This is a genomic window from Zavarzinella formosa DSM 19928, assembly GCF_000255705.1.
In the GTDB taxonomy this organism is placed as follows: domain Bacteria; phylum Planctomycetota; class Planctomycetia; order Gemmatales; family Gemmataceae; genus Zavarzinella; species Zavarzinella formosa.
The window spans coordinates 483096-496631 of sequence record NZ_JH636443.1 but is presented as its reverse complement, the minus strand read 5'-3'; the positions used below and the strand labels follow the sequence as shown (position 1 = coordinate 496631).

Genomic DNA, 13536 nt, shown 5'->3' with positions numbered 1-13536 from the left:
CAAGGCTTATTATTCCAAACCGCGACTCGACGAGTTGAAGGAGCATGGCGTGGAGATGGTGTGCAAACGGCAGAAGAACTACAAGGACCAACTGCCGCCGGAGGAAACCCGGTTCGTGGACCATTACCGTCAGCGAATCGAGTCGATCAACAGCCAGTTGACCGAACAGTTCGGGGCCGACCGGAACCGGGCGAAAACTCCCACCGGCTTCGAGGCCCGGTTGCGAAGCAAGATGCTTGGCCATCTGCTCTGCGTCTACCTCAACCGTCTCCTCGGAAACCCGGAACCTAGAAAAATCAAGCGACTGGCCTTCCCGCAACTAGCATAACGCCCCATTGGTCATTGGTCATTGGTCATTGGTCATTGGTCATTCCAAATTCCACCCGTCAAATCCACATCCTTCTAGCCCCCGGCCATCCCGGATGGTACATTCCCCCTTTGGCGTCGGCCGCGATGGGCGGTGTCGGCGCTCCCTCCCCGAAGGAACTGTTTTCCATGCGTCGATTACTCCTCCCGGCCCTGGCGGCCATGCTGTTCGCCACGTCCTCCCTGTGCGCGGCCGACCCGAAGCCAATCAAAGCGCTGCTCGTTCTCGGCGGCTGCTGCCACGACTACAAGGCCCAGCAAGAAATCCTGAAGAAGGGTCTTGAGGCCCGAGCCCATGTCGAAGTGACCATCGTTTACTCGGCCGACAGCAGCACCAAGGCCACCTTTGAACCCTACAAGAAAGCCGACTGGGCCAAGGGCTACGACGTGGTGATCCACGACGAATGCAGCGCGGATGTGAAGGATGCCGAGACGGTTGGCAACATCCTCGGCGCCCACAAGGCGGGCCTCCCGGCCGTCAACCTGCACTGCGCCATGCACAGCTACCGGACGGGCAAGGGAGACTGGTTCGAGTTCATTGGCATTGAGTCCACCGGTCACGGGCCGCAGGTGCCGATCAGCATCACGTTCATCGACAAAGAACACCCGATCACGAAGGGCATGGCCGACTGGAAGACCGTCAACGAAGAACTTTACAACAACGTGAAGATCCTCAAGACGGCTACCTCGCTGGCCCGCGGATCGCAAGAATTGAAGAACAAGACTGAAACCACCGTGGTCGTGTGGACAAACGACTACCACGGAACGCGCGTGTTCAACACCACACTCGGCCATAACAACGCCACTGTGGGCGACGCCCGCTACCTGGACCTCCTGGCGCACGGCCTGCTCTGGGCCACCGACAAGCTGAACGACACCTACCTGAAGCCGGCGGTGAAGGAAATCCCCAAGAAGGATGCCTCGAAGTAAGCACGTTTCAAAGAATCGCCCGGATCACCTCGCCTCGGCTGGCCGGAATCGGCCGGCCGAGGGTATCTTTCAATTCGCTATCCGGGGCGTGGCCCAAACAGTGTAACATCGTGGCGATCAGATCACGCGGTTCCACGCGGCCATCCATCGGATAGGCCGCGTTTTTGTCGGATGAACCGTGGACGATCCCGCCCCGCACGCCGCCGCCGGCGAGGGCCAGCGAGAAGACATGGCCCCAATGGTCCCGGCCGCCGGCCGCGTTGAAGCGGGGTGTCCGGCCAAATTCGCCGAACCAGACGACCAGCGTTTCTGATAGCAAGCCCCTTGCTTCTAGGTCTTCAATCAGGGCCGAGTACGCCCGGTCCATCATCGGCATCAAGAAATCCTTGCATGCCTCGTTGTGTTTGGCGTGCGTGTCCCAACCTCCCTGATTCGGCTTGTCCGCGATCCGTGTCCAGTTGATCTGCACCAAGCCGACGCCCGCCTCGACCAGTCGCCGGGCGAGCAGCGCGCTTTGGGCGAACCGGCTGCGGCCGTAGCGATCCCGCGCGGCCGGAGACTCGGCGTTCAGATCGAACGCCCTCCGGGTGGTCCCGGCCGAAAGAAGGTCGAAGGCCCGGCGGGAAACGGCGTCATGCGTTTCAAAGTCCCCCCGGCGGTCGGCCCCGTCGAAATGGTGGTTCACCTGTTCAAGAAGCGAACGCCGGTCTGTGAACCGCATTGGCGGCACTTCGGCCGGCAGATCGAGCGAATCGATTTTGAATTGCGGATCAGCCGGATCGCAGTGGACCACCCACGGGTTGTGCTTGCGACCCAAAAAACCCGCATCCTGACCGGGCCACGGAATGTTGCCGTCGTTCCAAATATGATCCGGCAGCGTGACAGCCGATGGCAACCGCCCGGCGGCCGGCCGGAGATACCGCACCATCGCCCCCACACTCGGCCAATTGTTCGGCGCTTTTGGCAGGGAATTTTCCGTGTTCGGCGGCTGGTGCGGAACGCCGGTGAACATCTGGTAGCCGCTGGAAGAATGGGCGTTGTCGTTGGTGACGACCGCTCGCAAGACGGCGATTTTGTCCGTGAGTCGGGCCACGCGCGGCATCAGTTCGCCGACACGGAGACCGGGAGTGCGGGAGGCGATAGTCCCGAACGGCCCGCGAACTTCCAACGGGGCGTGGGGCTTCGGGTCCCAAGTTTCATGTTGCGGCGGCCCGCCGAGCAATCCGAAGACAATGACCGACTTCGCCTTCCCAAACCCGCCCGATTCGGCAGCCCGCGCCGCCGGCTGACGGCCCAACCCGGCGAGCGTCAGCCCCCCGAGGCCAAGGCCGCCGATGCGGAGCCATTCCCGCCGGTCAAGCCGGTCGCAGGTGGTTGAACCACTGTTAAAGAAGCGAATCATTGGCGGGAACCTCCGGGGCCGATAACTCAAAAAGCATCTGTCACTTCACGGTCAACAACTTGTCTTCCTTCGGGAAGGTTTCGATGGTCAGCCCCTTGAATTGAACTTCCTGCGGCACGGAGTTGCTATGCAGTTGCAGGCCGACGGGCGCCGCCTTGATGCGGTCTGGCAGTGGGTCGCGCCAGTCGACAACGGCCGCCCCGTTGATCGCCACACGGATGCGGTTGCCTTGGGCCAGAATTTCAACATTGTTCCAATCGTGTTGCTTGCCGGCCTTCTTCGCCGGGGCGCTGTCCACCGGCAGGCTGTTGCGGCCGAACAGATCGTACAACCCGTAACCGGAGGGGAACATCACCAGATGCCCGGCGTAGGTGTGTTTGGTGCGGTCCGCCTCGGGATCTTTGGAAACATCCGGCTTGACGCTGCCCCAGAAACTGATGCCCGAGTGCATTTCAGATTTGGCCAGTTTTGTGGCAAAAGTGAGCCGGAAATCGGTGTATTTGTCCTTGGTCAGCAGGTAGGTGCTGAACTTGAGCGGTTTTTCATTGGCGCCGACGATCACGCCGTCTTTGACAGACCACAGATCGGAATAGCCTTCCCAGCCGTCAAGGGTTTTGCCGTCGAACAAGTGCTTCGTCTCGCTCTTGCCCTCCAGGGGTTTGACGACCGGAGCCTCTTTCTTCGGGGGAGCCTCTTTCTTTTCCTGGGCGGCGGCCACGCCAGCGATGAGCAAAGAGAACACGATCGGAAGATAACGCATCGGGTGCATCCTGAAATGAGGAGAGTTTGTCGGCAGGAAAAAGATCGTACCAGAATCGAAATGGAGAATCCAGTTTTCCGTTTTTAGTTCCCGCTTCCGGGGAACCTGTCGGCCATTTTGGCGTGTCCGGGCGTTCGTTGCCGCGGGTTGTGAGGATCATTTCGCCGGTCGACGGGAATCAAAATCGCACAACAAGCTTGATCCGTCGGAGGGTAACAGGCATAATTCTGCTTGACACCGGTGGAATCGTTGTCTACGCGGGACCGGACATTCCCTTGGAATAGCTCCTGTTCTTTATCCCGAGCTTGGTCGCCGCAGGGCCGGGCAATGCAATGGATTGCGATCACTTTAACCTCTCACCCAGCAGGCCCCCGATGCGCCGCCTTTTCCGGCCGTTTTTGCCCCTGAATTCCACTGACCGGTTGCGGAAGGCGATTCGGCTCCCGAATCTTCGGCTGGCGGTCGAGGGACTCGAAAACCGCGCGCTCATGGCCGCCCTCATCGGCCTCACCGATTCGACAAGCTTGGTCCGCTTTGACAGTTCAAGTCCGGACACGCTCACCACTCCGGTGGCGATCTCGGGGCTGGATGTCGGCGAGACGGTCGAAGCCATTGCTTACCGGCCCGCGACCGGACAGATTTACGGCTTGGGCCACCCCCTGCCAGACACCATTCAATTGTTCTCCATTGATCCCGAAACGGGCGGCGCCACCGCTCTGGGTTCCCCCGTCGCGGTCACGGGGGTAACGGCCAACACCATCTTCGCGTTTAGCTTTGATCCCGTGCTGGATCAGGCGCATGTCGTCGTCAGCGGCGACATCCTGACCAGTCCGCTGGACCTGACATTCGATCCCGACACCGGCCTCCAAGTCGGGACACCGGCCGCCGTGGACGCCTCGGGCCTTTCCGTCACGCTGGCGGGACTGGCCACCTCCAACCATTTCGCCGGGGCCGCCGACACTACGTTTTACGCCTATGACACCACCGGCGATCATTTGTACACCTATGATCCCCTCACGTCGTCCATCTCCCCGGTTGGCGCTTCGGGGATCTCCACCGACTCTGGCAGCGAAGGCGTCGCGGGGTTGGACATCTCCCCTGATGGAACAGCTTACCTGAATGCTGTCGTGGCCGGAACATCCGGCCTTTACACCGTCGATCTCGGCACCGGGGAAGCCAGCACGCGCGGGTCGTTTGGCGGCGTCACGATGAAGGACATTGCGGTGATCGGCAACACCGCCCCGACGCTCAACGGCGCCAATGACTTCACCATGATTCCGACCGACACCAACAATCAGGGAGACTTGGTTTCGGACCTCATCGGCGGGCAAATCACCGATCCCGATCCGGCCGCCCTGTCCGGGGTCGCCGTAGTCGGTTCGACCGGAACCAACGGCGAATGGGAATACACCACCGACGGCGGCGCCAACTGGAAACAGTTGGGAGCCGTCTCGGACACGTCGGCCACATTGCTGGACACATCCCCCTTTGATCGCCTCCGCTTCGTGCCGAACAGCAAAGCCCCGAACACCGCAACCCTCACCTTCCGGGCTTGGGATCAAACCGATGGTCATGCCGACGGCGCGTCGGGCGTGGACGTTTCGGCCAACGGCGAATTCAGCGCCTACAGTTCCGAAACGGCGACCTCCAGCATCACCATTCAAGACATTGGCCTCGTCGGTGGCAGTCTGGTGATTAGCGGCACGGATGGCAACGACATCATCACGGTCTCGCCAAACGTCAAACCAAACGTCAAACCGGGCCAACTGAATGTGACGATCAACGGAACCCTGGCGGGAACCTACGACTTGGCGGATATCACTTGCGGAATCATCATTCACGGCTACGCCGGCAACGACCGGATCACCGTGGCGCCGACCGTCGCCATCGACACGGCGATTTGCGGCGACACCGGCAACGACACCCTCACCGGCGGCGCCGGGGATGACCTCCTCGACGGCGGCAAGGGCAACGATTCTCTCGTCGGCGGCAAGGGGGACGACACTTACCGATTCGCCGACGGATGGGGCGTCGACAAGTTCGTCGAAGCGGTCAACGGCGGGGCCGACACCCTCGATTTCTACGATGCCTGCAACAACATCGTCTTCACCAAGACAACCACACTGACGGCCAAAAGCGGTGCCAACACGCTCACCGGTTCGCAGGCCGAAAGCATCATCGGCGGCGCCGGGTTTGACACCCTCGTCAGTCCGGGGGTGGCCGCGACAACGGCCATTCCGGCCGACAAGCGGCATTTCCAGCCCGCGCCGCCCGTCACCACCCTTGGCCGGGGCGGCAATATCTGGGATATCACGCACTTTAATGCCGGCACGCTGAACGGTTCGTTGGATTTCTGCGGCATCGAGAACCTCACCGGCGGCGCTGGGGCTGACACGTTCAATCTGGCCAATCACGCCGGCGTCTGCGGCGCCATCACCGGCGGGGCCGGGGTCAACACGCTGAACTACTCCGATTTCACCCACTCCGTGGTGGTTTCACTGCAAGACAAGTTCGCCACCAATATCGGTTGCTTTAGCGGCATCAATGCTTTCGTGGGAAGCGGCGATGGCGCCAATTTTGACTCCACCGGCGGCGGCCTCTGCGAGGACACCTTGATCGGCCCTGACGCCGCCACGGCGTGGAGCATCACCGGAGTCGACACGGGCAAGGCCGGCACGACGAGTTTCAAGGGATTTGGAAATCTGGTCGGCGGCAAGGGGAATGACACGTTCAAGATCAGCGTCGGGGCGTCCATCAGCGGATTCCTCGAAGGGGGTTCGGGCACCAACACGCTGGACTACCGGGCGTTCAAAACCTCGGTTTTCTTCAGCTATGACCTCGGAATTTCCACCGCGATTGGCGGTTTCGTCGATGACATTCAAAACGTGATGGGGGGCGAGGGGAATGACATTCTGGTCGGTTGCGATGTCGTCAACGTCCTGTCCGGCAATGGCGGCCGCGACATCATCATCGGCGGCTCCCAAGACGACCAGCTCAACGGGGGGGCGGGCGACGACATCCTCATTGACGGCGAAACCGAGTTTGATTCCGATGTCACCGGCCTGATGTTGTTGCAAGCCGAATGGGTCCGCACGGACGAAACCTATGCCCAACGCCTCGCCCACCTCCGCTTGGGCGGCGGCCTCAACGGCACGGCGGTGCTGGATAGCACATCTGTCTTCACCGATGAGGCCGTTGACAAACTGACCGGCGGGGCGGGAACCGATTGGTTCTTCGCCAACATCAGCATTCCCCCGATTGACATCCTGACAGATCGTGTGAAGACGACCGAACAGGTCAATTGAGGCGGGAGTCTCAATTGCGGCTCTTCATAAAACTCAGAAGGCCGTCCCAAAATCTTAAATTTGGGACGGCCGGATCGATATTCGACTTGATCGCTGTCATTCAAATCCAATCCAGACCGCTAAGTTTTGCCAGTTTGGACATCAATTTGCGGATTTCATAAAATCGACATATTTTGATTTGTTTGGCTTTTTCAATTTCCTTCCCCCTGATTCGTCTGTTCTTTGCCGATTCGACACCCGTGCTGTCGTCTCAACATGCCTTGAATCACTATTGCCCAGCCGAAAAAGCAGCCTTAAATTCCGCACAATCCCTCTCTTCCGGTTAATCGTTAAAATAGGAATTTTGGCTAGAACACAATTTAAAACGAGTCAACGAAATTATCCTAAAATTTAGTCAGTTCCCCTTTGTCAAATTCCGATTCCTCGTTAGAGTCAAAAAAGTTGAAAGTCGTCCTTTGACGATTAATCAGGTTTGAGGTCCCCTCAAAACTTCAATCTGATTTTTCTCACCATCCACGGCTCTCCCGTCCGCGGAGTTTACAAATGGCCTTTTGGAATATGAACATTAACGCCAGCTTCAAAAAACAATCGTCCGGGTTCAAGAAGCAATCGCCCAGCGCCCGCTTGAACGTTCAAACGCTTGAAGCCCGCGAAGTGCCCGCCAGCGGACTGGGGGTCGCCAGCGATTTCAGTGCCTTCTACTTCGGCGATGTCAACGCTTACAACAGCGACATCGAAGGCCGGGTGGCGGTCGGCGGCAACGCCTCCTTCACCGCCTACAGCGTCGGGACCAAGCTCCCGAACTCCAACGGCACGCGGGACGACTTGATCGTCGGCAACGACCTGACCTTCACCAACGGCCAGAACTTCGCCGGCAACACCGTTTACGGCGACAAGGCCACGACGGACATGTTCGGCCACCCGCAAGGGGACATTCACAAGGGCACGCCGATCGACTTCGCGGCCGCCCAATCCGAGCTGACCAACCTTTCCAATGCGTGGAAGGCCATGAAGTCGACCGGCTCCGTGTCCAACTGGTACGGCGCCCTGACGCTCACCGGCAAAGACGCCAAGCAAAACGTTTTCAACCTGACGGCCGCCCAGCTGTGGGACGCCAACGGCATCACGATCAAGGCTCCGGCCGGGTCCACGGTGCTGGTCAACGTCTCCGGCACCGATGCCCGGATGCAGTTCATGGGGATGAACCTCCAGGGGGTTGACAACAACCACGTGGTGTTCAACTTCAACCAAGCCACCAACCTGCAATTCCAAGGCATCGGGTTCTTGGGCAGCGTGGTCGCTCCGAAGGCCGCGTTCGACTTCTCGAACGGCGCCATCCACGGGACCGTGGTCGCCAAGTCCATGTGCGGTTACGGCGAAATCGAAACGGCCAACCCCTGCATCGACATCAAGCCGCCGTGCATGCCGTGCCCCGGTTCGACCATCAAGGGCAACGTGTTCTATGACAAGAACAACAACGGCGTGATCGACACCGGTGAAAACACCCTCAGCAACATCAAGATCACGATCACCGGGATTGACAAGAACGGCAACCATATCAATCTCGCCACCACGACGGACTCCGACGGAAACTACTCCTTCGTCGGCCTTCAAGAAGGCACGTACACGGTCCGCTCCGCCAACCCGACCTGGATGCACGGCGGCAAGAGCGCGGCCGGCTCCTTCGGTGGCAAGACCGGCGTGAACGTGATCTGCGGCATCCAAGTGAAGGGCTGCGGCGTGGTCTCCACCGGCTACAACTTCGGCGAACTCTGCGGCTGCAAAGACTAATCGCTGACGAGAACTGACAAACCACAACGATCCCGGCGAATGTTCGCCGGGATCGTTTCATTTCCCGCCCGTCTCCAATATCCTGTCGGCACATGATTCCCGACTGGCAACTACCAACCGGCACGGATCGCGGTCTGTGGGACTACGTCTCCAGCCGCCGCGTGGCCGACGAATACGACGCCGCCCTTTCCGGCACCCATTTGCTGGAAGTGGATCTGGCCTTTGCCGACCAGCACTTCCCGACGCCCGGCAAGGTGATCGACCTCGGCTGCGGCACCGGCCGATTGCTGATGCGCCTCGCCCCGCGCGGGTTTGACTGCCTCGGCGTCGATCTCTCGGAGCCGATGCTTGATGTGCTTCGCCGCAAGGCAGCCGACGCGAACTTGCCGATTGCCACGCTCAAAGCCAACCTCGTCGAGTTGGACGAAGTTCCGGCCGCCTCGCACGATTACGCGGCCTGTTTGTTCAGCACGCTCGGAATGCTTCGCGGCCGGGAGAACCGGGCCGCTTTTCTGAAACATGTCCGCCGAATTCTAAAGCCCGGCGGGGTGTTCGTGGTCCACGCCCATAATGTGCGGTTCAAGATGGGATTTGGCCTCGGCCGCCGGGGAGCCGAACCCGGCGACCGGACCATGCCCCAGCACCGGGGCGGGGCCGACCTGACGCTTCACCACTACACCAAGCGAGAACTCCTCGCCGAGCTCGCCCCCGCCGGATTCTCCCTGCGAGAGCTTCGCCCTGTCAGCACCCGGCCTGATGGACGGTTGCTGATGCCGTGGCTGTTTCCGGGCGTGAGGGCTTACGGATATCTCGTGGCCGCCGTGGCTGGCTGAGAAGTCGCCAGATTGTCTGTAACATTCGCAAGATAATTACCGCTTCCAGGCTGGTGGGCGGCGGCAGACAGGACAAGCCAGAGGATATTCAGCACGACACGTTGACTGGCAGGTGGCCAACCGTCTCCGAGGCCGGTGGGTTGCTCCAACGGCAAATGGCGGGCGACCAAGTCGAAGAAGGCCCATGGCATTCGAGTTTGAGCCATGACGGACGCCTCCTGTCTGGTGGCGATTGCCTGTCAATTGCTCAAGTTGAATGCCAGAAGTTTTGTTAGCGCCTCCAACACCCCCAACATTCGCAAGCCGATCACCACAGTTAGGCTGACCAGCAACGGCGGAGCAACCCGTCTCATCAACTGGAAAGAATTGGTTCCGGTCAGTTTGGCGGCCATCAGGCAGACGGCCGCCACCGGAGAGAGCGTTCGGCCGGCGGCCGAGGAAAGGGACACCACCGCTCCGATGTCGGCGGGGTCCGCTCCCACGGCGTTTGCCGGAGCGACGTAAAAGGAGTACAAGCTCTGTGTCGCCGCGATGCCAGACCCGCCGATGGCCGCGAAGCCGCAGGGAATCGCCCCGGCCAGCGGGTCCAGCAAATCCGGGGCATGTCCCACAAGGTAGCCGATCACCCGCGTCAGGCCGACAAGTTCGATCGCCTTGCCGAAACAGTTGGCGATCACGATCAACGAAATCACATCCGTGAACGCATGCCCCGCCCCCTCGAAGAAGGCTTTCGGTACCCCCCGGATCTTTTGCCGGTGGCTCAACGCGGCCAGCGCGACCCCGAGAAGCATGGCCGCCCCGATCAGCCGGGTTTCGTAGCCCGAATCCTTTTTGTCGAACAACACCATTGCCGGGGCGCCCGCCAGTTGGCCGAGGACTTCCACGGGTTTCGTGACCACCCAGCGTTCGGGAACCTTGAAGACATTGAACGGCGGCCCGATCAGGAACAACACCACCAGAGGCACCACCGGAACCAACGCCCGGAAAATGTTCACACGGAAGCTCACCGGCGGCTCGATCACTTCGGGGATTGTACCTTTGAACTGGCGTTCCCCGCGAACCGTGAGGTACCAGAAAATCAGCGTCGCCAGAATCACATGCGGAAACAACAGGGGAACAACATGCGACACCACCTTGGTGGGGGACATGCCAAGCCGCTGGCCGACCGTGTTCAACTCCGGGGCACCGGGGTTTAGCAACTCCCCGCCGATGGAAGCCCCGAGCAAAATCGTGGATCCAATGGCCACATTGGAAAGCCGCGCCGCCCGCATCAGCGGCACCACGACCGCCCCGAGGCAAACGGCCGTGCTGGTCTGGCTGATGACCGGGATGTTGACCATGAAACCCACGGCCACCACGCCGGGGATCAGAAACAACCGGGCGTATTGCAGCGGCTTGGTGAGCGCCCGCACCAGATGTTGATCGCATTCTGTGTGGCGAAGCACATAGGCAAAGCCCATCGCCGTGCAGATAGGGATGACAAACTTCTCGTTGCTGAAGGTCGTCAGAAACTCCCGCACGATGGGGGCGATATCACCCTCCAGGCCGCCGATGGCGAGCGCGGCGAGCAGAAGGGCGAGGCGGACGTCGATGCCTCGGATGATCGCCACCACAGCGGCCGCCACGATCAATCCGGCCGCGAGAATCGTCAGGATTGATCCATCCATGTGCGTTAATGTGTCCTGGGAAGGGTTGGAACCGGTTAAAACGATCACGTTGAGTCGGCGGGTATCGCCGCAGGCACGCATTATGGCGCGGGCGAGTTTGAAATGCGAACGGATTTTGATTCAAGTTTCCGGGGAGCCGGGCGTTCTCGTCCAACACGCGGCATGATTGTCACATCAGGCACACGCCATGCGATCACACCACGGGAGATTATTCACCATGCCGACGGACGCCAAATGCGGATTGCTGGTCGGCGTCGGCTTGGTCATCGCCGTCGCCATCTTGTTCTTCCAGAAAGACCCGGAAGCACCGGCCCTCGCCATCCCCTCGGCCGAGGCCAAGCCCGTCGCGGCAGTCCCCAAACCGGAGGAAAAGCCGCTTCCCCCGCCACCGCTGGCTCCCATCGGCGAGGCTCCGGGACGATTCGTTTCGTTGACAAAATGATCGCTTGAGTCGGCGACAATCCCCGGCCGGTCACCGGGTGAAACTTGAAAAATTCCCGGATCAAATACGCTCAAAAATCCCTTTAAAACCAGCGTAATCCGCACAATCTTCCCATTTGAAAAATTTTGCCCTTGCGGCAGCCCCCCTGGGTTGTGTAATCTTCCACCTCCCGTGGTTCTGGATTGAGTCCAAACCCAAGGGAGCATCGGGGCACGGTCGTCCCGGTTCGTCTGACAAATCACCAAGGAGGGTTCCCGTCATGGCCGCCAAGGAAAGTCCGCGCCCCGTCATCGGTATCAACACGGATTACTTTCTCGCCGGGAAGACTTACTCGGCTCATGCCCGCGTGAACGCCGGGTATTTCGACGCCGTTTATGCCGCCGGCGGCCTGCCGATCCTGCTGCCTCCGCTCGGCAAGGAAGCGGAAATCGACTCTTTGCTCGACCGCTGCGACGGCGTGCTTCTCACGGGCGGCCTGGACATGGACCCCCGCAAAACCAACCAGCCGCTGACCGCCACCGTCCAGCCGATGGCCGAACGCCGCGACTCGAACGACCGCATTCTGGTCCGCCGCGTGATCGACCGGCAAATGCCGGTGCTGGCCATCGGCGTCGGCATGCAGCAAATCAACGTGCTGATGGGCGGCTCCCTCTTCTCGCACCTGCCGGTGGATTGCCCGAAGGCCCTGCCGCACTTCGACCCGACCGGCGCCCCGCACCGCCACATCGTGATGCTGGAGGAAAACACCCGCATCGAAGAAATCTACGGCACCAACGAACTGCGAGTGAACAGCCGCCACCATCAAGGCATCAACGTCGTGGCCAAGGGCCTGCGAGTCGGCGGCCGCGCTCCGGACGGCGTCATCGAAGCCCTCGAATCGGAAGACTCGGACTGGTTCTGCCTCGCCGTCCAATGGCACCCGGAAGCCGACACCGCCTCGGCCCTCGACATGCAAATGTTCGAGTGCTTCGTGCAAGCGACCGCTCGGGAATCACAGGCAGGTGCCGCTCCCCGGTTTAAGCTGGCCGCCGCTTAAGATGACAAGGGGACAAGGGGACAGGGAGACAAGGTGACCAAAAGCGAGCCGGGTCGCGTGGGCGCCCGGAGACCGTCATGTCTCAATCGCTCAGGCGTTTGTTCGGCAAGAGAGGAAGTAGCGGTGGAGAAGCGGCCGACGTTATCTGCCCGACATGCTTGGGACCGGCTGGAGAACTGGTGCCGGAAGAGTCACCCCTTGCTTCTCGATACGCTCAAGCCCGGTGCGACAGCCCGAGAGATTGAGACGGTCGAATTGGCAATTGGGCAACCACTGCCGCCGGACCTCCGCGAGTCATTCGCCATCCATAACGGAGCGAAAAAATTTCTTTTCGGGTATAATCTGCTCACGACACACGAATTGCTCGATCAATGGCAGATATGGAGAGATGTCACGGGGTTCAACGAGGAGCTTCGGGAGGGGGCAGAGTCGTTCCCGCCATTGGCAATCGCCCTCGACTATACCAACGCAAGCTGGGTTCCGCTGACGCAGGATGGGGGCGGCAACCACCTTGGGGTGGATCTTTGCCCTGGGCCGACGGGCGCGGTCGGGCAAGTCATCAACTTTGGCAGGGACGAATCTCACAAATGTGTGCTGGCGTCTGGGTGGGCTGAGTTTCTCGCCGACTATGCGACCCTCTTGGAGTCCGGCGCGGTGTCGGTGATCGATCCGGACCCGTCAGAATGGTTCGACTGCTGCCGAGCCGTGTTTGGTCGGCACTGCCATGATGGTCTGTGCCAGTGGCGGCGGGAGGGGCGCTGGCCTCCACAAAATCAACCCGAACAAAGCGTTGCAGGTGACCGGGGACCTCAGCCCTCATAAATGTGGCAACGGGCGTTACGGCCCCGGCTCCTGAACTGTGTCGATGTATGACGAACTCCGGGCACCCACGCGACCCAGCTCGCCTTTGGTCTCCCTGTCTCCCTGTCACCTTGTCTCCCTGTCCCCGTGTCACCCGATCATCTTTCCCGACCGTCAAGGCTCGCGCCAACCGTCACAATCGT

10 protein-coding genes and 1 pseudogene are annotated in these 13536 nt (G+C 60.6%); 8 read left to right on the top strand and 3 right to left on the bottom strand.

The genetic code is table 11. The features are described 5' to 3' along the window. Positions 1–328, top strand: a pseudogene (locus tag BGIM_RS52705) (IS982 family transposase); the annotation flags it as partial. Between the two features lie 167 nt (positions 329–495). After that, positions 496–1296 (top strand): ThuA domain-containing protein, encoded by an 801-nt coding sequence (locus BGIM_RS0127485; RefSeq protein ID WP_040890675.1) that lies wholly within the window; start codon positions 496–498, stop codon positions 1294–1296. Between the two features lie 7 nt (positions 1297–1303). Here BGIM_RS0127485 and BGIM_RS0127480 read toward each other — a convergent pair whose 3' ends face one another. Both BGIM_RS0127480 and BGIM_RS0127475 read right to left on the bottom strand, forming a co-directional pair. Continuing rightward, positions 1304–2698, bottom strand: coding sequence for a DUF1501 domain-containing protein (locus tag BGIM_RS0127480; protein ID WP_020472912.1), 1395 nt, complete (start codon positions 2696–2698; stop codon positions 1304–1306). A gap of 40 nt (positions 2699–2738) precedes the next feature. Beyond that, the gene (locus BGIM_RS0127475) at positions 2739–3458 is read right to left on the bottom strand and encodes a 3-keto-disaccharide hydrolase (protein ID WP_020472911.1); all 720 of its coding nucleotides are present in this window, start codon (positions 3456–3458) and stop codon (positions 2739–2741) included. Positions 3459–3832: 374 nt separating this feature from the next. Between BGIM_RS0127475 and BGIM_RS68045 the strand changes: the two genes are divergently transcribed. From BGIM_RS68045 to BGIM_RS58375, 3 genes are all read left to right on the top strand, one after another. Beyond that, positions 3833–6763 (top strand): DUF4394 domain-containing protein, encoded by a 2931-nt coding sequence (locus BGIM_RS68045; protein ID WP_020472909.1) that lies wholly within the window; start codon positions 3833–3835, stop codon positions 6761–6763. A 543-nt stretch (positions 6764–7306) separates the two neighbouring features. Further along, positions 7307–8554, top strand: a complete 1248-nt coding sequence (locus BGIM_RS58380) for a collagen-binding domain-containing protein (protein WP_020472908.1) — start codon at positions 7307–7309, stop codon at positions 8552–8554. 92 nt (positions 8555–8646) lie between these two features. Continuing rightward, a complete protein-coding gene (locus BGIM_RS58375; protein WP_020472907.1) occupies positions 8647–9387 on the top strand; it encodes a class I SAM-dependent methyltransferase in 741 nt (246 codons plus the stop codon). A gap of 239 nt (positions 9388–9626) precedes the next feature. Here BGIM_RS58375 and dcuC read toward each other — a convergent pair whose 3' ends face one another. Further along, positions 9627–11054, bottom strand: coding sequence for a C4-dicarboxylate transporter DcuC (gene dcuC, locus BGIM_RS0127450; protein WP_157369457.1), 1428 nt, complete (start codon positions 11052–11054; stop codon positions 9627–9629). A gap of 217 nt (positions 11055–11271) precedes the next feature. Between dcuC and BGIM_RS0127445 the strand changes: the two genes are divergently transcribed. The 3 genes from BGIM_RS0127445 to BGIM_RS58370 all read left to right on the top strand — a co-directional run bounded on the left by BGIM_RS0127445 (position 11272) and on the right by BGIM_RS58370 (position 13354). After that, entirely contained in the window at positions 11272–11496 is a 225-nt protein-coding gene (locus BGIM_RS0127445; protein ID WP_020472905.1) for a hypothetical protein, read from the top strand. A gap of 259 nt (positions 11497–11755) precedes the next feature. Beyond that, entirely contained in the window at positions 11756–12532 is a 777-nt protein-coding gene (locus BGIM_RS0127440) for a gamma-glutamyl-gamma-aminobutyrate hydrolase family protein (RefSeq protein WP_020472904.1), read from the top strand. Positions 12533–12730: 198 nt separating this feature from the next. Further along, the gene (locus BGIM_RS58370; RefSeq protein ID WP_020472903.1) at positions 12731–13354 is read left to right on the top strand and encodes an SMI1/KNR4 family protein; all 624 of its coding nucleotides are present in this window, start codon (positions 12731–12733) and stop codon (positions 13352–13354) included. Positions 13355–13536 lie beyond the last annotated feature (182 nt).

Excerpts from the sequence above, each read along its gene's own strand:
- BGIM_RS0127485 (WP_040890675.1), top strand. The coding sequence starts at position 496 with ATGCGTCGATTACTCCTCCCGGCCCTGGCGGCCATGCTGTTCGCCACG.
- BGIM_RS0127480 (WP_020472912.1), bottom strand. The coding sequence starts at position 2,698 with ATGATTCGCTTCTTTAACAGTGGTTCAACCACCTGCGACCGGCTTGAC.
- BGIM_RS0127475 (WP_020472911.1), bottom strand. The coding sequence starts at position 3,458 with ATGCGTTATCTTCCGATCGTGTTCTCTTTGCTCATCGCTGGCGTGGCC.
- BGIM_RS68045 (WP_020472909.1), top strand. The coding sequence starts at position 3,833 with ATGCGCCGCCTTTTCCGGCCGTTTTTGCCCCTGAATTCCACTGACCGG.
- BGIM_RS58380 (WP_020472908.1), top strand. The coding sequence starts at position 7,307 with ATGGCCTTTTGGAATATGAACATTAACGCCAGCTTCAAAAAACAATCG.
- BGIM_RS58375 (WP_020472907.1), top strand. The coding sequence starts at position 8,647 with ATGATTCCCGACTGGCAACTACCAACCGGCACGGATCGCGGTCTGTGG.
- dcuC (WP_157369457.1), bottom strand. The coding sequence starts at position 11,054 with ATGGATGGATCAATCCTGACGATTCTCGCGGCCGGATTGATCGTGGCG.
- BGIM_RS0127445 (WP_020472905.1), top strand. The coding sequence starts at position 11,272 with ATGCCGACGGACGCCAAATGCGGATTGCTGGTCGGCGTCGGCTTGGTC.
- BGIM_RS0127440 (WP_020472904.1), top strand. The coding sequence starts at position 11,756 with ATGGCCGCCAAGGAAAGTCCGCGCCCCGTCATCGGTATCAACACGGAT.